General features: G+C 68.5%; 24 protein-coding genes. 8 read left to right on the forward strand and 16 right to left on the reverse strand.

Annotated features, from left to right (window positions below):
- Positions 1-34: 34 nt before the first annotated feature.
- A complete protein-coding gene (locus tag ACFRIC_RS30430) occupies positions 35-541 on the forward strand; it encodes a DUF2000 family protein (RefSeq protein ID WP_382792877.1) in 507 nt (168 codons plus the stop codon).
- 154 nt (positions 542-695) lie between these two features.
- On the opposite strand, the gene ACFRIC_RS30435 is transcribed toward ACFRIC_RS30430, so the two are convergent.
- A complete protein-coding gene (locus tag ACFRIC_RS30435) occupies positions 696-2,048 on the reverse strand; it encodes an MDR family MFS transporter (protein ID WP_382792311.1) in 1,353 nt (450 codons plus the stop codon).
- Between the two features lie 195 nt (positions 2,049-2,243).
- On the opposite strand from ACFRIC_RS30435, the gene ACFRIC_RS30440 reads away from it, so the two are divergent.
- On the forward strand, positions 2,244-3,005 hold the full coding sequence (locus ACFRIC_RS30440) for a phosphoglyceromutase (RefSeq protein ID WP_339130172.1): 762 nt from the start codon (positions 2,244-2,246) through the stop codon (positions 3,003-3,005).
- 103 nt (positions 3,006-3,108) lie between these two features.
- On the opposite strand, the gene ACFRIC_RS30445 is transcribed toward ACFRIC_RS30440, so the two are convergent.
- The 11 genes from ACFRIC_RS30445 to ACFRIC_RS30495 all read right to left on the reverse strand — a co-directional run bounded on the left by ACFRIC_RS30445 (position 3,109) and on the right by ACFRIC_RS30495 (position 10,428).
- Positions 3,109-3,384 carry a ribosomal protein L7/L12 gene (locus tag ACFRIC_RS30445; protein ID WP_382792315.1) on the reverse strand — a complete coding sequence of 92 codons (276 nt, stop codon included), beginning with the start codon at positions 3,382-3,384 and terminating at the stop codon, positions 3,109-3,111.
- Positions 3,385-3,424: 40 nt separating this feature from the next.
- Positions 3,425-4,672 (reverse strand): tyrosine-type recombinase/integrase, encoded by a 1,248-nt coding sequence (locus tag ACFRIC_RS30450; RefSeq protein ID WP_382792318.1) that lies wholly within the window; start codon positions 4,670-4,672, stop codon positions 3,425-3,427.
- On the reverse strand, positions 4,672-4,908 hold the full coding sequence (locus tag ACFRIC_RS30455; RefSeq protein WP_362620199.1) for a helix-turn-helix domain-containing protein: 237 nt from the start codon (positions 4,906-4,908) through the stop codon (positions 4,672-4,674). The genes ACFRIC_RS30450 and ACFRIC_RS30455 overlap by 1 nt, the downstream gene beginning before the upstream one ends.
- Positions 4,901-6,199, reverse strand: a complete 1,299-nt coding sequence (locus tag ACFRIC_RS30460; protein WP_382792322.1) for a replication initiator — start codon at positions 6,197-6,199, stop codon at positions 4,901-4,903. Before ACFRIC_RS30460 ends, ACFRIC_RS30455 begins: the two co-directional genes overlap by 8 nt.
- Before the next feature lie 164 nt (positions 6,200-6,363).
- On the reverse strand, positions 6,364-6,609 hold the full coding sequence (locus ACFRIC_RS30465; RefSeq protein WP_382792325.1) for a SpdD protein: 246 nt from the start codon (positions 6,607-6,609) through the stop codon (positions 6,364-6,366).
- A 25-nt stretch (positions 6,610-6,634) separates the two neighbouring features.
- A complete protein-coding gene (locus ACFRIC_RS30470; RefSeq protein ID WP_382792328.1) occupies positions 6,635-6,829 on the reverse strand; it encodes a hypothetical protein in 195 nt (64 codons plus the stop codon).
- 15 nt (positions 6,830-6,844) lie between these two features.
- Positions 6,845-7,036: a mobile element transfer protein gene (locus ACFRIC_RS30475; protein WP_382792331.1), complete on the reverse strand. Its 192-nt coding sequence runs from the start codon at positions 7,034-7,036 to the stop codon at positions 6,845-6,847.
- Positions 7,037-7,048: 12 nt separating this feature from the next.
- Complete coding sequence (locus ACFRIC_RS30480; RefSeq protein WP_382792333.1) at positions 7,049-7,669, reverse strand: DUF2637 domain-containing protein; 621 nt, start codon at positions 7,667-7,669, stop codon at positions 7,049-7,051.
- 85 nt (positions 7,670-7,754) lie between these two features.
- Positions 7,755-9,131, reverse strand: coding sequence for an FtsK/SpoIIIE domain-containing protein (locus ACFRIC_RS30485; protein ID WP_382792336.1), 1,377 nt, complete (start codon positions 9,129-9,131; stop codon positions 7,755-7,757).
- Entirely contained in the window at positions 9,131-9,487 is a 357-nt protein-coding gene (locus ACFRIC_RS30490; RefSeq protein WP_326787718.1) for a hypothetical protein, read from the reverse strand. Before ACFRIC_RS30490 ends, ACFRIC_RS30485 begins: the two co-directional genes overlap by 1 nt.
- Before the next feature lie 155 nt (positions 9,488-9,642).
- Positions 9,643-10,428, reverse strand: coding sequence for a GntR family transcriptional regulator (locus tag ACFRIC_RS30495; protein WP_151472681.1), 786 nt, complete (start codon positions 10,426-10,428; stop codon positions 9,643-9,645).
- Positions 10,429-10,535: 107 nt separating this feature from the next.
- Here ACFRIC_RS30495 and ACFRIC_RS30500 point away from each other — a divergent pair, with 107 nt between their 5' ends.
- The 5 genes from ACFRIC_RS30500 (at position 10,536) to ACFRIC_RS30520 (ending at position 13,380) form a co-directional block, all read left to right on the forward strand.
- Positions 10,536-10,943 (forward strand): NUDIX hydrolase, encoded by a 408-nt coding sequence (locus ACFRIC_RS30500; RefSeq protein WP_103552356.1) that lies wholly within the window; start codon positions 10,536-10,538, stop codon positions 10,941-10,943.
- Positions 10,944-10,989: 46 nt separating this feature from the next.
- The gene (locus ACFRIC_RS30505; protein ID WP_382792341.1) at positions 10,990-11,415 is read left to right on the forward strand and encodes an ATP-binding protein; all 426 of its coding nucleotides are present in this window, start codon (positions 10,990-10,992) and stop codon (positions 11,413-11,415) included.
- The gene (locus ACFRIC_RS30510) at positions 11,409-11,792 is read left to right on the forward strand and encodes a hypothetical protein (RefSeq protein ID WP_382792343.1); all 384 of its coding nucleotides are present in this window, start codon (positions 11,409-11,411) and stop codon (positions 11,790-11,792) included. Before ACFRIC_RS30505 ends, ACFRIC_RS30510 begins: the two co-directional genes overlap by 7 nt.
- Before the next feature lie 99 nt (positions 11,793-11,891).
- Complete coding sequence (locus ACFRIC_RS30515) at positions 11,892-12,347, forward strand: hypothetical protein (RefSeq protein ID WP_382792346.1); 456 nt, start codon at positions 11,892-11,894, stop codon at positions 12,345-12,347.
- A gap of 400 nt (positions 12,348-12,747) precedes the next feature.
- Positions 12,748-13,380 (forward strand): DUF4145 domain-containing protein, encoded by a 633-nt coding sequence (locus ACFRIC_RS30520; protein ID WP_382792349.1) that lies wholly within the window; start codon positions 12,748-12,750, stop codon positions 13,378-13,380.
- A gap of 9 nt (positions 13,381-13,389) precedes the next feature.
- Here the strand turns inward: ACFRIC_RS30520 and ACFRIC_RS30525 are convergent, their stop codons facing one another.
- Positions 13,390-14,496, reverse strand: a complete 1,107-nt coding sequence (locus ACFRIC_RS30525; protein ID WP_382792352.1) for a TIR domain-containing protein — start codon at positions 14,494-14,496, stop codon at positions 13,390-13,392.
- Positions 14,497-15,301: 805 nt separating this feature from the next.
- Here ACFRIC_RS30525 and ACFRIC_RS30530 point away from each other — a divergent pair.
- The gene (locus ACFRIC_RS30530) at positions 15,302-15,874 is read left to right on the forward strand and encodes a suppressor of fused domain protein (RefSeq protein WP_382792355.1); all 573 of its coding nucleotides are present in this window, start codon (positions 15,302-15,304) and stop codon (positions 15,872-15,874) included.
- A 58-nt stretch (positions 15,875-15,932) separates the two neighbouring features.
- Here the strand turns inward: ACFRIC_RS30530 and ACFRIC_RS30535 are convergent, their stop codons facing one another.
- The 3 genes from ACFRIC_RS30535 to ACFRIC_RS30545 form a co-directional block, all read right to left on the reverse strand.
- On the reverse strand, positions 15,933-16,451 hold the full coding sequence (locus ACFRIC_RS30535; protein WP_382792358.1) for a hypothetical protein: 519 nt from the start codon (positions 16,449-16,451) through the stop codon (positions 15,933-15,935).
- Between the two features lie 93 nt (positions 16,452-16,544).
- Positions 16,545-20,390, reverse strand: coding sequence for an AAA family ATPase (locus ACFRIC_RS30540; RefSeq protein WP_382792361.1), 3,846 nt, complete (start codon positions 20,388-20,390; stop codon positions 16,545-16,547).
- A 300-nt stretch (positions 20,391-20,690) separates the two neighbouring features.
- On the reverse strand, positions 20,691-20,843 hold the full coding sequence (locus tag ACFRIC_RS30545; protein WP_328451008.1) for a hypothetical protein: 153 nt from the start codon (positions 20,841-20,843) through the stop codon (positions 20,691-20,693).
- Positions 20,844-21,322: the final 479 nt, after the last annotated feature.

Below are 21,322 nucleotides of genomic sequence, written 5' to 3' on the forward strand. Positions count from 1 at the left end.
CGGGGCCGACATGAACCCGTCCGCCGGGGCCGACATGAACCCGTCCGGCGGAACCGGGACGAACGCATCCGGTGGGACCGACGTGACCCCGTCCGGCGCCGGCGGCGCGAGCTTTCCGGACGTGGCGCCCGTGCGCTTCGACACCAAGATCACCGTCGTCCTGCGGGACGACCTCGAGCCCTGGCAGCGGCTCAACGTGACCGCCTTCCTCGTCAGCGGCCTGGGGACGGTCGTCCCCGAGGTGATCGGGGAGCCGTACGAGGACGCCGACGCGGTCTCCTATCTGCCGATGTTCCGGCAGCCGGTGCTGGTGCTCGAAGCCTCGAAGGAGACGCTGACCGCCGCGCACGGCCGGGCGCTGTCCCGGGCGCTGCCGCGGGCGGTCTTCACCTCGGACCTCTTCGCCACGGGCAACGACCGGGACAACCGCGCGGCCGTACGAGCGGTGCCGACCGGCGGGCTCGACCTGGTGGGACTCGCGGTGTACGGGCCGCGGAACGCGGTGGACAAGGTGGTGAAGGGGGCGCGGATGCACCCGTGAGGTGCGGGCGCATCCGCGCGGAGGACTTCTGGGCCGGGGTGCTTCGACGCGGGCCGGCTCTCGGAACGGGGCTCCGGCCGGGGTTCGGACCGTCTCTCGGACCAGTTCTGGGACCGGGGTTCGGACCGGCTCGGACGAGGGTTCGGGCCGGGGCTCAGGCGGAGGTGACCCCGGCCGCGGCTCCGGTTCCGGCGCCCTGGGCCGGCTCCCGCACGGAGCCGGGCAGTGACTCCCGTACCGATTCCAGCACCGCCTCCCGTACCGGGTCCTGGGCGGAGTCGGGGACCGAACCGGCCTCCCGGACGGACTCCTCCGCCGGGAGTCGCCGCATGAGCAGCCCGTATCCGAGGCCGGCCGCCGTGCCGACCACCGCGCACAGGCCCCACAGCCAGGCCGCGCCGAAGCGGTCGATGACGACACCGGACATGACCGGGGCGATGAGCGAGGCCAGCGCCCAGGACAGGGTGTACATGCCCTGGTAGCGGCCACGCCCGTGGACGGGGGAGAGGCGGACGACGAGACCGGTCTGCGTCGGGGCGTTGACGATCTCGGCGAGCGTCCACACGCAGACGGTGAGGGTGAAGACCCCGACCGACCCGGCGAAGGCGGTGAGCCCGAACCCGTATCCGGCGAGCAGCGACGAGACGACGAGCAGCGACTTGGGGTCCCGGTGCTCGATGAACCGGCCGACGGGGATCTGGAGCGCGACGATCATGAAGCCGTTGACGGCGATCGCCGTGCCGTAGTCGGCCGGGGTGAATCCGGCCCGGCCCATGGCGACCGGCAGTCCGACGGAGCCCTGCTGGAAGACCAGGGCGACGAGGAACGACAGCCCGACCACGCTCATGAACCGGCCGTCGCGCAGCACGGTCCCGAGTCCGACCGGGGCCTCCGCCTCCTTGGCGGCCTGCACCGGCTTGGACTCCGGGAGCTTCGCGAAGACGACGATCGCGCAGACGAGGGTCATGGCCGCCTCGATGACGAAGCCCGCGAGGTAGCTGTACTCGGCGATGAAGCCGGCGCCCATGGAGGAGACGGCGAAGCCGAGGTTGATGGCCCAGTAGTTGAGCGAGAAGGCGCGGACGCGGTCCTCGGGCCGGACGATGTCGGCCATCATCGCCTGCACGGCGGGCCGGGAGGCGTTGCTGGCCATCCCGACGAGGAAGGCGACGGCGGCGATGGCCACGGGGTCGTGCATGAAGCCGAGCAGGGCGACCGAGGCGGCCGTCGACACCTGCGCGACGAGCAGCGTGGGGCGCCGTCCGAACCGGTCGGTCATGACACCCGCGACCAGCGAGGAGATGACACCGCCGAGGCCGTGCAGGGAGGCGACCAGGCCCGCGTACGAGGCGGAGTAGCCGCGGTCGAGGGTCAGATACAGGGCCATGAAGGTGGCGACGAAGGCCCCGAGCCGGTTGACGAGTGTGCTCGTCCACAGCCACCAGAACTCGCGGGGGAGCCCTGAGACGGTCTCTCGGACGGCACGTCTCATGACGGCGGCAGGCATGGATCCCCCACGGATGTAAGCGGCTCGGGCGGTGAGCACAACTTACGAGCCGCCGGCCTCCGAGAGCCACTCAATTAACAGATGCCGTCAACTGACGGTCTCCGGAGTGGGCGAGGGACGGCCGTCCGGGGGCTCCGGTGTCCGACTGATGGCCGAGGGCGCGAGCGGTCGCGGGGTTCGATTACGCTCGGAGCCATGGCCGACGCACCGTACAAGCTGATCCTCCTCCGCCACGGCGAGAGCGAATGGAACGCGAAGAATCTGTTCACCGGTTGGGTGGACGTCAACCTCAACGAGAAGGGCGAGAAGGAGGCAGTCCGCGGCGGTGAGCTGCTCAAGGACGCCGGCCTGCTGCCCGACGTGGTCCACACCTCGCTCCAGAAGCGCGCGATCCGCACCGCGCAGCTCGCGCTGGAGGCCGCGGACCGTCACTGGATCCCGGTCCACCGGAGCTGGCGCCTGAACGAGCGTCACTACGGCGCCCTCCAGGGCAAGGACAAGGCCCAGACGCTCGCCGAGTTCGGCGAGGAGCAGTTCATGCTGTGGCGCCGCTCGTACGACACCCCGCCGCCGGCGCTCGACCGCGACGCCGAGTACTCCCAGTTCGACGACGCGCGCTACGCGGCCCTGCCGCCCGAGCTGCGCCCCCAGACGGAGTGCCTCAAGGACGTCGTCGTCCGCATGCTCCCGTACTGGTTCGACGGCATCGTCCCGGACCTGCTGACCGGCCGTACGGTCCTGGTCGCGGCCCACGGCAACTCGCTGCGCGCCCTGGTCAAGCACCTCGACGGCATCTCCGACGCCGACATCGCGGGCCTGAACATCCCCACCGGCATCCCCCTCTCCTACGAGCTGGACGCCGACTTCAAGCCCCTGAACCCGGGCGGCACCTACCTCGACCCGGACGCGGCAGCGGCGGCGATCGAGGCGGTCAAGAACCAGGGCAAGAAGAAGTAACCCGACACCAGTAAGCCCCCTACCTGCGGGTTCTCCGTTGGTAGGGGGCTTGTTGCTGTGCTGGGGCCGTCTCTGGGCCGTCAGCCGGTCGGCCGGGCCGTACTCAGCGCTTCGGGAAGTCCGGCTCCGGCTGTTCTCTCGTCTCTGCCCGGGCTCCCGCATCGCGGAGGGCCGAGACGGCCGCCGCCGCGGTTTCCTCGGACACGTCGGTGAAGATCACGGCGGGAACCTGCGTCACCAGAACCTTGCTGTGCCAGAGGCTCAGCCCTTTCAGTCGACGCACGACCTGGACGACGTCCATCACGCGAGGACCGGGGTCGGTGAGCACCACGTCATGAGACACGTCGTCGCACACCAGCAAGAAGTACTCGTCCGCCAAGGCTCTCCCCACCCCTCTCCGGTTCGGAGCGTACGAGCCCTCAGCCGTTATGTCGCATAGTTTTGGCCGAGCCGAAGACGGCAGCCACGGCTTTGCGGGTTCGCTCCTGGCTGGACGGCATCAGGTGCGCGTAGACGCGAAGTGTCAGACCGGGGTCCGAGTGGCCCAGGTACTCGGCCAGGGCCTTGATGTTCTCCCCTGCGTCCAGGAGCACCGACGCGTAGAAGTGCCGTAGCGCGTGCATGCCGTTCTCGCGGGACTCGGCGTACGGCTGTCCATGCTCGGGGACCGGGATCACCCCGGCGCCGGCCAGCGCCCGCTTCCACGCCTCCTCGTTGAGCGACGTGCGCCAGACATGACCCCCGCGCGGCCCGGTGAAGATCAGCCGCTTCGTCACTGGGGGACCGTCCGAGACCTTCCACGGCAACGTGATCTCGACCGGCGGGAACGCCTTCATGTGAGCCCGGAGGGCGTCAGCGACCGGCGCGGGGAGTGGGACGTCCCGAAGCTTGCCGCCCTTCGGCGGGGCGAACACGGCCTTGCTGCGGCTCAGCTTGAGCTGCTGGACCACGTGCAGCGTGCCCGCCTCGAAGTCGACCGCGTCGACAGCGACGCCGAGAATCTCGCCCTGGCGCAGTCCGCAGCCACCGCCCAGGTCGACCATCGCCCGGAACCGCTCAGGCATGGTGGCCCGAACAGCGAAGACCCGTTCCGGCGTCCACGGCACCACGCGTCTGGCGTCCACAGTCGGCGGCCTGACCGAGCGAGCCGCACACGGATTGCGGGGGAGATGCCCGTCATCCACGGCCGCGCTCAGCGCAGCGCGCACGTTGGAGTAGATCGTCCGGGCGTACGAGCCCCGGACGCCGTTCTCCTGAAGCTGCCGCACCCAGTCGCGGATATGGGCGGGCTGGAAGGACCCGAGGGGGCGCGTACCCAGGTACGGGAACGCGTGGAGCCGAAGCTGCGACTCCATCGAGGCATGGGTGTTCGGGTCAGCGCCCTGGGTCCCCACCCAGCGTTCGGCGTACTGCTGGAAGGTGATCCGGGCCGCGCGCGGGTCGATGTACTGCCCGCGCGCCATGTCCGCCTCGATGTGGGCGAGCCACTGATCCGCGAGCCGCTTCTGCCGGTCAGGAAAGCTCTTGGCCTTCTCCGTACCGTCCGGGCCGACGTAACGCGCCTTGTAGCGAAGCCCAGAGCCGTAACGCTCGCTCTTGACCTTGCGGACCCTGCCGTCCGGACCCGTCTCGCTCTTGTACCAGCGGTCTTGGATGTGTCCGGCCATCAGGCGGCAGCCCCTTCCATCAGGGACTCGACCCACGCCCGGACGTCATCGGGGTCGTAGCGCAGATGCCGGCCGACCCGGAAGCCGCGGGGGCCGGTGCGCTTCCGGCGCCACTGGTAGACCGTCTCGATCGGCACGCCCAGAAGTTCGGCGACGTCCGAAGGCGTGAGGTACCGCCGTGGAAGGGGGCGCGGCTCGTCGGGAACCTGCGCCACGGCAAGGCGCCGCTCAGCCATGAGTAGGCTCTCCTTCTGTTCCGGGGGCGGGTTCGAGGGATGCGGCGAGCCAGGCTTCGGCGCCGGACAGGCCAGTTCCGGCGAAGACCCAGTGCGATACGACGAGGGTCGTCGTATCGGTGTCGCCCGCGGTGGCTGCGGCGGCTTGTGCTCGGCGCCATTCAGCGCGGGCGGTGCGGAGGGCGCCGAGGGTGGTGGAGTAGCGGCGGGACTTGGTGGAGAAGTGACCGCGGAAGCCGAGCATGTGCGCCCAGGCCCGGAGCCGGAGATCTGCTAACTCCTTGCGGGCCCCGAGAGTCCAGGCCGTTCGGATCAGCCGGCGGGCGTGCTCGCTGATGTCGAGCTGGGCCAGTTCGGCGAGGAACTTAAGCGGGCGATCGAGAGCTCCCGTCGCAGTCTCGGCACCCTTGGTGGCGTACTTCGCGATGTACGAGGCGACGGCCCGCTCGGTCAGTTCCTGGCCGCCGTCGAAGTCGGCGGAGCGGATCGTGCGGACGTCGAGCTGACGGCCGAAGGTGAAGGTGTGGGTGCGTCCGTCGATGACCGGGCCGTCCACGCGAACGTGGGCAGCGGCGGCGCCGATGGCGTCGGTGAGCAGGTCGGCGGTTGCCCAGGCCGGAGGCGTGGTGTCGCCGCCCTCGGGGCCGTCGATGCGGATGACGGCGTGGAAGTGGACGGCTCCGCGCTTCTGGTACTCGGCGACCTTGGCGAAGGAGACGCGGGCGTACTGGCGGAACGCGCGCTGTGAGAGTCCGGCGCGCTTGGCGACCTCGCGACGCAGGTAGGTGGAAAAGCGCCGCCAGAGCGGACCGGCGTGGGCGTTCCAGAGGACGGCGGCTTCGTAGTCGTAGGTGTCCGGGTCGAGCGGGGTGCCGAGTGTGGCGTCGTCCTGGTCGTGGTGGACGCCGCAGCGGCAGCGGCGGACCGAACCGGCCGGGCCTGTGGGGCGGTTGTGGACGGGGCCGAAGCTCGGGGCGGTGAACGTGGCGAAGACACGCGGGTGCACCGCGACGCGTTCCGGGATGCCCTTGCCGCCGCGAAGGCCGCTGGTGATCAGGTGGAAGGTGTCGCGGCGGTAGACCTCGGCGCAGGCTTCGCAGCGGGTGGAGCGGCGGTTGTTGCAGCGGACCAGGAGGTGACCGGCCGGGAGGCCGGCGGAGTCGAGGCGGCGGAGGACGGTGCCGATCTCGCCGGTACGAGTGTCCACGTCGTACTCGGTGCGGTGGCCGTCGAGGCGGATCGGATGGGTGCAGCCGCCGAGACTGGAGAGCTGCCGCAGCAGTTCGGGCATGGTGCCGAGCGAGGCCAGTTCGGCGAGTTGCGTGAGCGGGGGCGGTGTGGAGCGGGCGATGATGGCGTTCTCCTTCTGGCTTCGGCTAGGAGGGGTAGGGCCCCCGGGGCGGCGGATGCTTGGCGGTATCGAGGCCGTCCCGGGGATCTGTCGTTCAGCGGCTTTCAGTGGCGGTGCCGGTCGCGGAGCATCGAGCGCAGGACCACGGCGGCGATGGCCACGGAGATAGCGGTGACGGCGACGGCGGCCAGGAGCGCGGTGAGGACGACTCCGCCGGCGAGGACGGCCGCGACTGCTCCGGTGCTGATGGAGATCTGCGGAACCGCGCGTCGTACGGGTGCCGGATCGGCCGGGGCGTGGCTGTACGCGGGCGGCGGGGTCGGGTTGTCGGGGTACTTGGGCAGGAACACGGCGAACCTCTCCTTGCCTACTCGTCTAGTTGTGTGAGCCGTTTAGGACGTCCACGCCGGAGCGCGTGCCGGAGTCGATGGCCGGGGCCATGAAGGTGCGCGAGAGCAGGAATCCGAACAGGGCGATCACGACCACGATCCAGGTGCGGACACCGAGGAACTTGATCGCTCCCCAGGCGATGAGCCCGAGGACGAAGACGAGCGGCAGGCTGACGGTCACGGGGGTCAGGTCCTTTCAGCGGACGGGGCAGCGGTGGGTACGGGCGGTGAGTTCGGCGGCGGCGCGGCTGTCGTAGTCGGCGGAGAAGCCGCAGCGCGGGGCGGTGCAGGCGGCGGTGTGCTTCTCGCGGCCACGGCCGTCGTAGGACGTGCCGACCTGAACGGGGCCGATGCGAGTGACGGAGCGGAAGCGGCGGTTTGCGGTCACGCGGATCTCCTGTCAGAGCTGAGCGGCGATGGCGTCGGCCATGGGGGCCGGGACGCCGAGTCGGGCGCGGAGGGTCGGAGCGTCGATGGCCACTCCGGTACGGGCCTGGTGTTCGGCGGCGACCTTGCGTGCGTGCTCGACCAGAGCGGCCGGGACGGATACGGCGGGCGGAGTGGGGGTCGGTTCGGGTGCCGGTTGCGCGCGGAGCTCCGGTACGACTTCGGGCGCGTCCTCCTGGTCCTCGGCGTCCTCGGTCTCCTCGTGTGGCTCTGGAGTCGAGTGGGCGAGGAGCGTGCCGCCGAGGAAGGCGACCGCGGGCCAGCCCGCGACGAGGATGCGGAGCCAGGCCGGGACCTGGTCAAGATCGAGGAGCCCGGCAGTGGCGACGTTCGCGCCGAGGGATGCGACAAGCGCGATGACGAACCAGCACCACCCGGCAGCTTTCGCGTCGCCAGTCCGCAGCCGTCGCCAGGCCGCGACGAGCAGCAGGTCGACCGAGACGGGATACGCCCACGCCTTCCACCCGTCCTGACCGGCCGCCGAGGCGACGTCGTGCAGGTGGGCGAAGGACAGCGCGGCGGCGATGACCGCTTGGACGAGCACCGCGTCGATACGGGCCAGGTGGGCGCGCATGCTGCGGCTCCTTCCGGAATCAGGCATGGCAGGGGTAGGGACGTGGCGCGAGACGGTCACGCCGGCCGAGAGGGAACGGGGAAGCTCAGTCGGTCACAGGACGCGGCTGGACAGCCGGGGCCGGAGACTCGACGGGCGGTACGGGCACGTCGGGCCGGAAGGGCTTGAGCGCGGGCAGGTCGGGCACCAAGTGCGCCGACTCGCGGCAGATCTCGGCAGCGTCGCCGAGGGAGAGGTACGGCGTGCGGATGCGGGACCAGCCGCCAGAGGAGTCGCCCGCGACGGCCAGGCCAGGGCTCTCGGGAGCAATGGCGCAGGCGGCGGAGACCGCTTCGGGGGCGATGTCGCCGAGGGCCATTTTGGCGGAGGCTTCGTCGTTGACGCGGTGGCAGACGCGGCCGGTCAACTGGGCCCGGAGCATGGTCGCTCCCTTGCCGAGTTCGGCGCCGAAGCGCTGGCCGCAGACCTCCAGGTAGATCCCGGCGGCGCGGCCGAGCTGGGCAAGCCGGATGAGCTGAGTGACCATCTCGTCGCGCCGTTCCTCATCCTTGCGTGTGGCGACGAGGAAGAGTTCGGCCACCTCGTCGACGAACAGCACGATGGGGACGGGTCGTTCGTCCTCGGGCAGCCCCCAGACGTCCGAGGTGATCTCCTCGTCGGGCGTACTCGGGGCGAGACCCTGTCGAGCCTTGATCAGTTCGTACCGCTCCTCCATTTCCTCGATGAGCACCGGCAGCAGTTCGGCGGCCTGCTCGGGGTCGGTGGCCAGAGCGGAGAGCCGTGCGGCGAAGGGCGAGAGCTCCACGCCACGCTTGCAGTCGATGCCGACCAGGGCAACGGGCTGAGGAGCGAGCCCGGCGACGAGGTGGCGCAGGTACATGGACTTGCCGGAGAGCGTTGCGCCGAGCGTGAGTTGGTGAGGGATGGCGCGGTAGTCGCGTACGAACGGGGTGGCGTCCTCGCGCAGGGCCACGGGCACTTTGAGGAGTCCGGATGCGACCTTGCGGGGCATCCGCACGCGCCGCAGTACGTCGAAGCCGACGAGCCGCAGTTCGACTACGCCGGGCTTGACCGTGCTGACGTACACGGCATGAACTCCCCAGGCGTGACGCAGTCGTTCGGCCGATGCGGCCACGTCCGCCGGCTCCTGCCCTGGAGCGAGCCGAAGACGCAGACGTAACCCGGTCGATGTGGGACGGATGATGCCCCGCCGAGGCGGTACCGGCCGGACCTCATGGCGGGTGGTGGCCTTGACCGCCAGGACCCGCAGCCGGGACGGAGCCACGGTTAGACCGCACGCCTCCATGACCGAACCGTACGAGCCGAGCAGCCGGGCTGTGGATAACGGCAGGCCGATCGTGGACCAGTAGACGCCCGGGTGCTTGGCTCGGGCGTAGGCAGCCCCGCCACCGAGCGCGGCGACAGGACCACCCACCTCCAGAAGCGTTGTCAGGCCGGTCATCAGGCCGAGGCCCCCATGGCGGCCGGGAACATGGCCGGGGTGACGGCGGCGGAACGGTAGGCGATGCCGTGCCGCTGCTGCCCGTTGAACACGCTCTCCCACGGACGGGCCACCAGTCCCGGCAGCGAGACCGGTGCCCCGAGCGCGAGCCCTTCGGAGACCCCGCTCTCCGGAACGGTGACCTTGATCAGGGACGACTCCCCTTCCTCGATGTAGACGACGCCGATCGTCATCAGGGCCTCGCCACTGACGGCGTCCTTCGCGATCTCGCCGGTCTGGCGGTCACGGACCTTGGGCTCGGGCGCCTCGGTCAGCAGGATCGTCGCGGCCGAGGTCTCCACACGGATGGTGCGCAAGGTTTCTTCCTATCTACTCGTCTATACAAGATGCAGTCTTCGAACCCGACGACTTCGGGAACGCCAACCACACTGCCACACAACTTGCTCACTCGTCTATACGAGTAGGGCTGTTGGGGTGTACGAGTCCGAAAAGTGGCCTCGCGCACCGCCGATCAGGTCGCCGGGAGCTGGTAGTTGAGGACGTACGCGTCCGCCGCCATGACGGTGTCGCAGACCTCCACGGCCCGCTTCTCCGTGTCGAAGGCGGTGCGGATGAGGTGGATCACCGGTACGCCAGAGGCGAGTCGGAGCGTCTTGACCTCGGCAGGCGAGGGCATCCGGGCGCGGATCTCCTCCTCGAAGTGGTCGAGGTGGTGGCCCAGCTCCTCAAGGCGGGCGTAGATGCCGCCGGGGCCCGGGTTGGGTTCGGCGATCTGCGTACCGCGCGCGATGTCGAGCGGGAGGTAAGAGGTGGCGAACTCGACCGGTCGGCCGTCGAGCAGGTACCGGCGACGCCGGGCGAGCACGCGCCGCACAGACCCGAGCCGGGTGGAGATGTCCTGACTGGCCTTCTCTTCCTTGACCTCAAGGCTGTCCACCTGCGGGTGACTGCCCGCGGCGTCCGCCTCGACGATGAACGCCGACTTCCCCTGCTCGCGGTGACGCCGGGCGAAGCGGTCGGAGGCCAGCCGGCGGACGGGGGGACGCGGCCGGACGAAGACGCCCTTGCCGTGCTCGGCGGCGACCAGGCCCTCGCCCTGGAGGATGGAGAAGGAGTTGCGGACGGTCATCCGGGAGACGCCGTAGTGCTCGACGAGTTCGGCCTCCGAGGGGAGCTTTTCGCCCTCCTTGAATCGCCCACGGTCGATGGCCTCGCGCAGCTGGTCGGCGATCTGCCGGAACACCGCACGATCGCTCGTGGGGTCCAGATCGCCGAGCAGGGACGGAAGTGAGGTCACGAGTACTCCTTTAGGTATCTAGACGAGTGGGCGAGTGTTGTTGCTACGGTGGAGAGCCTAGCCAGCCGAGAGGGCCGAGGAACGTGAGCACTGACCGTCCGCACTCCGTGAGCGTCGCCGGAGTCATCGTCGACGACCAGGGCCGGGCCCTCTTGATCCAGCGGCGCGACAACGGCCAGTGGGAACCCCCGGGTGGCGTCGTCGAGCGGGAGGAAACCCTCCCCGAGGCACTTCAGCGCGAAGTCCTCGAAGAAACCGGCATCAAGATCGCGCTTCCCGCGACCCTCACCGGCGTCTACAAGAACATGACGGGCCTGATCGTCTCGCTGGTCTTCCGCTGTGAAGCCGCCGACGGCTCGCCCACCACCGGGGACGAGACCCGCGCACTGCGTTGGGCCACCCGCGAAGAAGTCACCGACCTCGCCGACGAGGCGTACGCGATCCGCGTCCTGGACGCACTCGACGCGGCGTCCCCGCCAGCCATCCGCGCCCACGACGGCGTGAAACTCGTCTAGCCCGAACCCGCTGCACATGGCGGCCTACCAGCACGAAGGAACTTGTATGCACGAGTATACGAGCACGGCGCGGGTCTGGGGACTCACTTGCCCAGGATTTCCGGAAGAGGTGAGCAGGGCCCGCCGCTGGACCCGCGACATCCTGCGCGACTCGCCCTTAGCCGAGGACGCGGAGCTGATCGTGAGCGAGCTGAGCGCGAACGCGATCCTCCACACGGCCAGCGGACAGGAGGCGGGCAGCTTCCACCTGGCACTTGCGGTGTCCTCGCAGGTGGTCGCACTGTCGGTCACTGACAACGGAGGCCGCGGCGCTCCGAAGGTCGAGCACCAGGACCAGGAGGCCGAGCAGGGCCGGGGCCTGGCCATGGTGGACGCCATCGCTCACCGACTGGTGGTCCACGACAGCGCCGACGGCTGCACCATCACCGCGGAGCTCTACGCAGGCGCACACTCAGGAGGCCACCCGTGCTGACCCCCGGCATCCGGCGCGGCTACTGGTGTGAGTGCTGGACCGAAGACGTCACCGGCCGACAGGAACCGGCATTCGTCGCATCCTTCGACGCCGACACCCCACCCCAGGCCGACGGATGGGTAGAGGTCGTCCTCCGCACGCTCACGCCCATGCTGGACGCCGACGCCCGCGACCAGGCGTGGGACTGGCTCTACGACGAGCGCATCGACACCAGACGAGCCCTCATCAACGGCGACCCCTGCACCGTGACGGTCGCCCAGGCCGACATCCGCGTCACATGGACGATCCGCCCAGTCCTCTTCCTGCCGCTCGCACACCGCCAAGCAATCCAACTCCCAGCCTGCGTAGACGACTTCAAACCACTCGCTAGCTCATGAACGGTCTTGGACAGGACACGCGACCGCATGAGTGAGAAACAGCCGGCCATCTTGGCTGCCCAAGCTTGCTGGGCTTTGCTGGCTCCAAGGAGGCAGCCCATGGCAGATGAAACCGGTGCCCTTCTCGACCTGTGGAAGGGCCAGCGGGACGAGGCTCGGCAGATGGAGAACCAGCGAGCGACGCTGACCAACATCGTGATCATCGTGACGGCAGCGGCCCTAGGCTTCCTCGCGCAAGGAAGCCTCACGACATCCTCCCTTGGCGTGACGCTGCCGCTGTTCGTTCTTGGCAGCTTCGGGGCAGTAGCGAGCGCCAAGTACGGCGAACGCTGGGCTGTTCATTCCGGCCTGGCTGACAGGTTCCGCCACGAGATAGGCCTGCGCCACCCAGCGTTGAACCTGCCCGATCTCATAGAAGCGAACCGCGCGGAGCATGCGGCCGAGTTCCCTCACGTCCTCAAGCTGAAGATCTGGATCCTCTGGGTCGTGCTGCACTCAGCGATCGCAGCCACAGGCCTCGCCCTCAGCCTGTGGATCTTCATCGCCCGCACCTGACCATCACGCCGCAACGACGTGCACAGAAAAGCCGATCACGGCCACTGTCAACCATCAGCTGGGATCGAACTGTCAAGCATCACCCGGGATCGGACACAGCCCCACAGGCCCTACTGAGTTACAACCTTCTCTACTGGTTCAAGGCGGCTCGCTCCGCTCCCCGCGCGCGGCCCGGCCCCCGGCCGGGCCTGCGCTCCTGTCTCCGCCCCGCTCCAGCCCGGCCGGCGCCCATGCCGCGCACGCAGCATGCAGCCACCCGATGCCAGAGAAGACGAACGTCGTGGCAGGGGCGGTCGGGTCCACGGCTTTACGGAGCCACTTCGGGGCGAGCCTCGAAGCCGCTCTACCGACCTCTGCGTTGCTGCTCCACGCTCCGCAAGAGACACCTAGCATTACTCGCATGACAGACGCTCAGGACCGTGTGGGGACAAAGATTCTAGCCACTTGCGGCAGTTGCGATAAGACAGTCATGGCAACAGTGGCAGGAGTGCTAGTGGAGGAAAACGGGGACAATGGCTTGCCAACTTTGCTACAGCTGGCGTCCTGTTCGAAGTGTGGAGATGCATTGCTAGCAATGGAAGAAGATTACGGGGATGGATGGGATGAAGATCCCGTAACCGTATGGCCGCAAACTCAACAGGTCATGAGCCCTCTCATCCCGGAAACTTTGCGCAGACAACATGGTGAGACTTACCGATGCTTCACTGCAAAAGCCTATACGGCTACCGTCGTCATGGTACGCAGAACCCTAGAGGGGTTGTGTCGGGAACAGGGTGCACAAGGCCGAAGCCTTATGCAGATGCTTCAACACCTCAACAGCTCCGGCAAGATCGAAGGACGGCTGCTTGAGTGGAGCCAAGAGCTACGTATGCTCGGCAACGAGGGTGCGCACTTCACGAACACCTCGATAACTCCTGAGGACGCCGCGGATGCGATCGTTTTCAGCGAGGCACTTATAGACTATATCTACGTCTATTCTACGCAGTTCGAAAACTTCAAAAAGCGGCGCCCCAAGAAGACCGGCGAGAGCTAGGAAATCTCCTCAGTCAATATTGATACCGCTCCAGCCCTCAAGTGTATTAACAACGTCCTGAATCTTTGCAAATCCGATCCTGCCAGGCTTGATGGATTTTCGAAGTGGGACACTAAGAACCTCCATCGTCTTCAGCATTCCGAGAACTTCAACAAGTCCCGCAGACAATTCCCGCAAATCGGTGGACTCATCGGTCACGCTCGCGATGAGGCTTTTTGCAAGATCTGACGCTTCTTTAGTCTTAACTCCTGACAGCTGGCCAACCATGGATCGCATGAGAGCATCCGCATCAGTCACTGAGCTTGCCAGCTGCGAGGCTGATTCCTGCAACTTAACCGAAGGGTCACGCACAGCCTGCGCCATGGCAATCGAGCGTGCTCTCATTACACCAGGGGAGGTTGCGGTGAATTGCTGCATCTCCGCCTGCACAACAGTGAACCAATTCGTGAGGTCTTCTTCAGCACGCTTCATCTCTGCGGGAAGTCGATCTCCGATTGAATTCAACTGCTCCAGGTGCTCAAACAAGTCAAATTCTTCATCTACCTCAGCGCCCCCATCGCTCTCGACTGGGTGCAACTGGGGCTCACTCATCTTCTCCTCTGCCTCGGCGATGATTTTCACGAGCTTGTTGGCAATGCGAGAGAGAGCGGTTCTCCATTCTTTCGTTCCACGCCCCGAAAGGAAAGCTTCTTCAAGGTTTTCAAATTGGATGGATTCAATGAGTCTGACTTCAGGCAATGGATGGCTGGCTGAAATAGCGCTAGCTCCCAGGATTACGATGGGGAGTACGAGGAATCCAGCATCCAACAGTTTCGCTGACCCGTAGAAAGCATTCAGCTCTTCCCGGCATGCAGGCCTGTTGAAATACTGCATCGTGATAATCGGCATGAAAATTGATGCGCCACGCAGCTCGCTATCAATTCGCTTCCGCCAGTCGTTCCCCCATCCGATACTGTCCCTATCGAAGAAAATCTCCAGTTGCCCGCCAGTGGTGGCAGCATAAAAACTACCGAGGTCGCTGGTGAAGTGCTCTACGGCTTGATTCAGGAGTTCATCGTCCAAGTGGGCATAGCTAACAAAGATGCGATTTGCCTGGCCAGAGGTAGTGGCGTCCATAAATAATCGTCCTCCAAGATGTGCCCACGGCCTCGCGCTGGCCATGCCCTTCGTGTCAACAGTATGAACCCCAATGGCCTTCCCACGCCGGAGTACTCAGCAGTAGCGGCAGCTGCCTCAGTGAACTGCGCTCGGCTTTTCAGGCGACGGCGGAACCGACCGCGTCAGTCCGTCTACCCATCACTACGATGCGGATGAGCGCGGATGCGTGCGGACCATCTGCCCAGGTGAGCAGCCCCCGAGCCCAAGGGGACACCCCACCCAAGTTGCTCCGGGACGAAGAGGTCCTCACCCAAGGTCTCACCTCCAGGCCTCCGCCGGCGCAGCTTGCTCTGGTCGACGGCATGACAGCGTGGCTGAGGCCAGCGGGGGTCCAGCGAGGCACACGCGTGCGTGCTCGGTCGACGCACCCGCCGTCGTGGCTGACTGTCGTCGGCTGAGGTTCAGACGGGGCGTGTCGAAGGTGCCGGCTGTCGGTCGAGCGGGCTGAAGCTGGGCCGTCTCTGGGCCGTCTGACGTTGGTCAACAGCGGCCAATGATGACCAACGACGACCGCCAGGCGCCCGAGCCCACCGTCCCTGAGCAGCGAAAACGCAGGTCACCAAGATCTCCGGCAAGACCCAGGGCAAGAAGAAGTAACGCGACACCAGTAAGCCCCCTACCTGCGGGTTCTCCGCCGGTAGGGGGCTTGTTGCTGTGCTGGGGCCGTCTGGGGGCTGACTCGCTCACGGCCTGGCTCGGTCGCTACTGTCCAGAGGCCATCGTGTGAACGGCCGGGCACAAGGACGTCGGACAAGGGAGCCTCGTGACGGAGCTCATTGACCATCTTGAGAGCCGCCTCGGGCGCATGCTCGGGGCCTGGTACCCGCCCCCAGGAGCTGCGCCAGGCACTCCTCAGGTCGCACACTTTCGTGACGGCAAGATCCCGGGCGCACAAGCGTTCGCCACGATCGGCCTCTCTCGTATCCCGTTGTGGCAGCCGACCACGGACCGCCACTTCCACCTGGAACTCCTGACCTGCGAGTACGCCAACCGCTCGGAAGGCTATGGGCACTTCCCAGACGTACTGGACTACGTCGCGGGGCGGCTGGTGGCGAGCGGCGAGGCGGTATTGCGCGGTGACGTCGTCCCGCTTCCCGTACCGCTGCCCGGCGGAACCATGACAGCCCTCTACGCAGCCTTGCCTGTTTACTTCGACGAGGACTTCTTCTCGGTCACTGTGGAGAACGGCAGCGATGTCGCTGTCGTCTGGCTGATCCCCATCACCACATCGGAGACCGCCTACATCCGCAACGAGGGCTGGGAAGCCTTCGAAAACGCGCTGAGCCGCCAGGACCCCGACCTTCTCGATTCCAATCGTCCCGAACTCGACCTATAGCACCGCCCAAGGTCTGACCAACGCGCCGCCCCTCAAGCGCCCCAGCCCCTCACACACGTCAGCGCCCGTAAAGCCCCAAATGTGGCGTGGTGTGGAGCCAGTCGGTGAGGGTGGTGAAGTCGGTGTCGGTCAGGCCCTTGGATGCGGGGACGTGGTGCAGCAAGTAGGGGGGATCGTGCTGTGCTGCCACCCATAGGTGGTCCACGGGGCCGATCTCGTCGTCGATCCAGATGAAGGGGCGGCCCTCGGCCCGTTCGACGATCGGGCGGGTCTTCCAGTGCAGGCCCCGGGGACCCGGCTCGGGGGTCTCGGGCCACTCCAGCACGGGGAGCCGGGGCAGTCCGATCGCCGGGCCCACCGATTCGTTCGCCTCCTCCATCCACGTCGTGGCCCACACCAGATCGCATCCCAGCGCCATCAGACGGGGGCCCACGGTCGGGTCGAGCCGGCTCAGCAGTGGGTTCTCCCCGTCCGGGAGTGCCTCGTAGTCGGCGTCGGAGGTTGTGGGGCGGAGCGGAGATGTGCCGAACGGGATCAAAGGGCCGTCGACGTCCAGGAAGAGGAGGGGACGTTCCATCGGTGCCTGGTGGCTCCTTTCCGTACCGCCGGGGTGGCGGGTGCCGTCCCCGGCGGTGCAGTCAATCGGCCCAGCGGGCAACCCCGCAACCGGTCAGTCCGTCAGGCGTAGGGCCGTTCGTGCTTCCTGGCCCTGCCAGCCGGACTCGGTGCGCCATACGACGTGTACGCCGAAGGCTTCCCGGATCGCTTCGGGAGCCCAGTCGTCCGTGGGCGGTTCGGACAGGACCAGGTACCGGGTGTCCGCGGTGCGGGTCTCCACCCGGTCGAGCTCCATGAGGCGGGCCGCTCCCGCGCGCAACTGCGGGTAGCCGGAACGGTCGGCGCCGAGCACCTCGTAGCGGACGAAGCCGTCCGGGCCCTCCAGGGTCGCGTCCGAGACCCTGGAGTCCGAGGGGCGAAGCCCCGCTCGCAGGAGCGCGGCCTTCAGTTCGTAGCGCACGGCCTCGTGCGTGTTGCAGTCGCGGTCGGTCTGAGCCTCGACGTCCAGTCGCCGCGTGAGTGCCTCGCTCCACGCCGTCCCTCCCTCGGACGGGGCGGGCTCGATCTCCAGGAGGGCGGCAGTGTTCATGGGGGCGGTGTCCTTCGGTTCGAATGTGCTGCGCGGGTCGGTGGGTGGTGGCGGAGTGAGCGGCCCGATCGGCCCGATCGGCGTGACTGGCCGGATCGGCGTGACCGGCGTGATCGTCACGGGGGGTGTCTTGGCGGTGGCGCTGGCGGTGTCCGTGTCCGCGTTCGTTTCCGTTTCCGTTTCCGCGTTCGTCTCAGTCGGCATTTCGGTCGGCATTTCCGTTTGTGTTCCCGTCTCGCTCTGGGGGAGGGGCTCGGTCGGCGTCCCCGTTTCCGGGCCGGTGTGGAGCCGATGGCGGAGTTCGTCCCGGGCCCGGTCGAGGACGTCGGTCCACTGGCGGAACGCCGGGTCCTCCGTCAGGGCGGCCCGCAGGCCGGGAGCGTCCGACGCGATCGCCTGCCGGGTGTGCTGGGCGAGGTCCGCCAGCTCGCTCAGCCGGTCGCGGTCGGCGGACCCCAGCAGACGCCAGACGCTCAGCCAGTCGACCCGGTCGCGTCTCAGGCACCGGGCGGCCATGCCCTTCAGCTCGGAGAGCAGCGCCGTCGCCTCCGGCGGGGGCGGACCGTCCCCGTGGGCGATGTCCCGCAGGACGCCGAGCGCGGCCTCGTAACGGGGCGCCATCCGGGAGGAGATGGGGCGGCGGCCGAAGTCGCCGGCCGAGACCAGGCTCAACTGGCCCTCGTTCCGGGTCACCCAGCCCTCCAGCCGGGAGCCGGTGGCCGGGGTGGGCTCGCCGTGGCGCGGGACGAGGAGGACGGTTCGCTCGGTGGCGGGCGCGAGGACCTTCACCTTGAGATGGGAGCCGGGGCCGGGACCGAGCACCCGTACCTCGACGGGCGTGCCCACCGGCAGGTCGTCGCCGGCGGAGCCGTTCGCGCCGGACGCGTCGGCGTCGGAACCTCCGGGTGGCGTCCCGTTCGGCGACTGCGTCCCCGTGGGCGCCAAGTAGGCGTACCCGGAGCTGACTTCACCGGCCCCGTCGTCGTCCGGCCGGCCCAGTTCCGGCGGCAGCGGTGTCGTGTGGAGGACCGTCAGCGTCTGGGTGCTGCGGGACAGGGCGACGTACAACTGGCGCAGCCCGACCGGACCTTGGTCGGCCATGGCCGTGGGCTCCAGCACCAGGACGTGGTCGAACTCCATGCCCTTGGCCTGGGCGGCGGGGAGCACGGACACGGTCCGCAGGGTCTCCTCGGTCATGCCGTCCACGAGGTCGACGCGCCGCCGGACCTCCTCCATCCAGCCGGAGTCGTCGGGGACGACGACGGCGATCGACCTGGGGGTGCGGCCGTCGTTCGTGCCCGCGAGGAGCGCCGTACGGGTCGCCGCCTCGTCCAGCAGTTCCCACGGGGTGGTGGGGACGAGTCGTACGGCGCCGTCGCCGGCCCTTCGTACGGCCGTGGGGTAGGGAAGGGACGGGGCGATGGCCCGGGCCAGGGGTGCCACGAACTCCATGATCTCCGCGGGGACGCGGTAGCTGGTGTTCAGCTCGGCCACGCGCCAGTCGCCCTGGCCGGACAGAATCCCGCCCAGCCGTTTCCAACTGGTGTAGGAGTGCGGTCCGGTGGCCTGGGCCAGATCGCCGAGCACGGTCATCGAGCCGGTCGGACACCGCCTGCGCAGCGACCTCGCCTGCATCGGGGTGAGGTCCTGCGCCTCGTCGACCACGATGTGCCGGTACCGCCGGGGACTCTCGCCCGCGATGAGGAAGCGCAGCTCTTCGAGGCAGACCAAGTCGTCGGTCGTCCAGGGTTCTTCGGCCGCGCTGTCGGCCTTCGGTCGCTGCAAGGAGGCCTGTTCGCCCTGATCGAGGATCCCCTCGGCGCACTCACGCAGCCTGGTGGGGGAGTTGAGCAGACCGCGCAGGGCCTCCTCGGCGCTCAGCGCGGGCCAGATCCGGTCCACGAGGGTGATGACCTGCCGGTTGCGCTCCAGCTCACGGCGTACCGTCGCGTCCCTGCTGCGGTGCGGGGCGATGCCCACGAGCTCACCCAGCAGCCGGTCCACCAGCAGGGTGCGGAACCGGTCCCGGCGCGCACGGTGGCCCTCGGCTCCCTCGCGGGCGTCCATGAGGAGACCGAGCACGTCCGAGCGCGCCAGACGCAGCGAGGTGCCGCCCACGACGACGACGAAGGCCGGTTCGTCCTGGGCGTGGGAGGGGGCGGAGACGACGGTGTCGAGGGCCTCGGGACGGCACTCGCTCTCCACGCGCCTGCGCAGCACGGCCGCCATGCGTTCGTCGGACTTCACCAGCCGGGCGGCGGGGGAGTCCGTGCCCCGGACCTCGCCTTCCCAGAGGCGGGCGAGCTGTACGGCGGTGACGTTCCGGGTGCCGAGGGTCGGCAGTACGCGCCCCACGTACTCCAGGAAGTTCCGGTGCGGGCCCACGACGAGGATGTCCTGTGCGCGGAAGTGGTCGTTGTTGACGAGCCAGGTCACCCGGTGCAGACCCACCGCGGACTTGCCGGTGCCGGGGCCGCCCTGGATGACGAGGATGTCCGAGGGGGAACCGGTGACCAGGGCCATCTGGTCGCGCCTGATCGTCTCGACGATGTCGCGCATCCGGCCGCTGCGGGAGCGGCGCAGCTCCCGCAGCAGGAATTCGTCGACCGGCTGCGGCTTCTGACGGCGTCGGCCGGGGGGCTGCCGCTGTGCCGGGATCGTCCGCGGCCGTGCGTGGCGGCCTCCGGCGGGCGGGGCGGTCGTGCCGTCCGCGTCCTCCGGGGATTCCTCGCTGGCCGGGGCGTCGGTGGTGTCAGGGGCGTCGGTGGTGTCAGTGGTGTCCAGGAAGGCGGAACCTTCGAGGGCTTCGGAGGGTCCGGGGGTTCCCGCAAGGTCCAGGGCCTCGAACGGCCCGGACTCGTCCGTGAAGGCCGCCGGCAGGACTCCCGCCCGCCCGGCACCCGACGCGCCGGGGTACGGACCCGCGGCCGGGCCGATCTCGTCCATGAAGTCCTCGACCAGGCGCCCGGCGCAGCGCAACTGGCGTCTCAGGAGGACGTCACCCGGTGTCTCCGGCCGGGCGTTGTACCAGCTCACGGCGATCGGGTTCGTCCAGGAGACGACCACCTGATCGCGGGTCTCGGTGTCGAAGACATGGCGTCGTCCGATGTAGAACGTCTCCGGCTCGGCGTCGCCCGCCTCCTGGACGTCGACACGGCTGATGACCAGGGCCTCGCCGCCGAGTCCGCCGTACTCCTCCGCGGTGGTCGCCGCCTTCTCGCGGACCGCGATGCCGTCCTTGGCGCTCGCGGAGGCCGAGGCCGCCGACGGCGACGTCATCTCAGCGAGCCTGGCCTCGTAGCAGTCGTAGGCGCGGTCGACGGCCTTCTGTTCGATGGCGATGACCGCGTTCCGTGGTGTCGTGCTCACGTGTGTCCCCTCCTGGCGACGCCCTTCGCGCCGCCGCGGGCCAGGGCCCGCCTCCCCTGTCTCAGAGGTAGCAGAGTTCGCCGGTCAGACCACGGTCAATCGGACAACAGCACCACAATCGAGCAGATATCGGTCGGGGCCGAACGTATCCGGTCCTGGCGCGTACGTGTTCGTGCGGTGGCCGGAGGCCGGGATCGAGCGGCGGGGCCGGCTGTGGACAGGGGCGAGGGGAGTTGCCCGGCAAGGACGAAGGGCCCCGTCGTGGTGACGGGGCCCTTCGGGACGTACGTACGTGCGTGATCAGCCGCACTGGCAGGGATTGCCCGACTGGCAGCCGCAGCCGCAGCCTGAGCCGCAGCCGCAGGCGCCGAACAAAGGGAGGTTCTTGATCTCGGCGGGCTGTTGGGTGTCGCGGTCCTGGGTCGGGTCGGGCGTGCTGGGGGATTCGGCCATGGGTCCCTCCTTCAGGCACGAAGACGTCCGGCGCACACCGCGCCGTACGGCTTCCGTCGCCCATCTCATGCCCAGCCCGGCGGGCGCATCAACGGCGCACTGAGGCGTCTCACGCGCCCAGGGCGCGAATCCCGCGCGGGGCGGACCACCACGAGGTCGCGCCGCCCCACCCACGCGGCGGAGCCGAACCCCGCCCAAGCGGCGGAGCCGAACCCCGCCCAAGCGGCGGAGCCGAGGCCCCGCCCAAGCGGCGGAGCCGAGGCCCCGCCCAAGCGGCGGAGCCGAGGCCCCGCCCAAGCGGCGGAGCCGAACCCCGCTTCCGCGGTGGAGCCGAACCCCGCTTCCGCGGTGGAGCTGAAGCCCCGCCCACGCCGCGGAGCCGAAATCCCGCCTCCGCGGCGGAGCCGACGCCATGCGCATGCGGCTGATCTGAGGCCCCGTCCCCCCGTGGCTGGGCCGAAACCCCGCCCACGAGGATG

The organism is Streptomyces sp. NPDC056738 (assembly GCF_042790435.1).
GTDB lineage: Bacteria > Actinomycetota > Actinomycetes > Streptomycetales > Streptomycetaceae > Streptomyces.

What these genes read in the sequence shown, in the direction of transcription:
- ACFRIC_RS30430 (WP_382792877.1), top strand. Translation starts at nt 35, where the DNA reads ATGAACCCGTCCGGCGGAACCGGGACGAACGCATCCGGTGGGACCGAC.
- ACFRIC_RS30435 (WP_382792311.1), bottom strand. Translation starts at nt 2,048, where the DNA reads ATGCCTGCCGCCGTCATGAGACGTGCCGTCCGAGAGACCGTCTCAGGG.
- ACFRIC_RS30440 (WP_339130172.1), top strand. Translation starts at nt 2,244, where the DNA reads ATGGCCGACGCACCGTACAAGCTGATCCTCCTCCGCCACGGCGAGAGC.
- ACFRIC_RS30450 (WP_382792318.1), bottom strand. Translation starts at nt 4,672, where the DNA reads ATGGCCGGACACATCCAAGACCGCTGGTACAAGAGCGAGACGGGTCCG.
- ACFRIC_RS30455 (WP_362620199.1), bottom strand. Translation starts at nt 4,908, where the DNA reads ATGGCTGAGCGGCGCCTTGCCGTGGCGCAGGTTCCCGACGAGCCGCGC.
- ACFRIC_RS30460 (WP_382792322.1), bottom strand. Translation starts at nt 6,199, where the DNA reads ATGCCCGAACTGCTGCGGCAGCTCTCCAGTCTCGGCGGCTGCACCCAT.
- ACFRIC_RS30480 (WP_382792333.1), bottom strand. Translation starts at nt 7,669, where the DNA reads ATGCGCGCCCACCTGGCCCGTATCGACGCGGTGCTCGTCCAAGCGGTC.
- ACFRIC_RS30485 (WP_382792336.1), bottom strand. Translation starts at nt 9,131, where the DNA reads ATGACCGGCCTGACAACGCTTCTGGAGGTGGGTGGTCCTGTCGCCGCG.
- ACFRIC_RS30505 (WP_382792341.1), top strand. Translation starts at nt 10,990, where the DNA reads ATGCACGAGTATACGAGCACGGCGCGGGTCTGGGGACTCACTTGCCCA.
- ACFRIC_RS30515 (WP_382792346.1), top strand. Translation starts at nt 11,892, where the DNA reads ATGGCAGATGAAACCGGTGCCCTTCTCGACCTGTGGAAGGGCCAGCGG.
- ACFRIC_RS30520 (WP_382792349.1), top strand. Translation starts at nt 12,748, where the DNA reads ATGACAGACGCTCAGGACCGTGTGGGGACAAAGATTCTAGCCACTTGC.
- ACFRIC_RS30525 (WP_382792352.1), bottom strand. Translation starts at nt 14,496, where the DNA reads ATGGACGCCACTACCTCTGGCCAGGCAAATCGCATCTTTGTTAGCTAT.
- ACFRIC_RS30535 (WP_382792358.1), bottom strand. Translation starts at nt 16,451, where the DNA reads ATGGAACGTCCCCTCCTCTTCCTGGACGTCGACGGCCCTTTGATCCCG.
- ACFRIC_RS30545 (WP_328451008.1), bottom strand. Translation starts at nt 20,843, where the DNA reads ATGGCCGAATCCCCCAGCACGCCCGACCCGACCCAGGACCGCGACACC.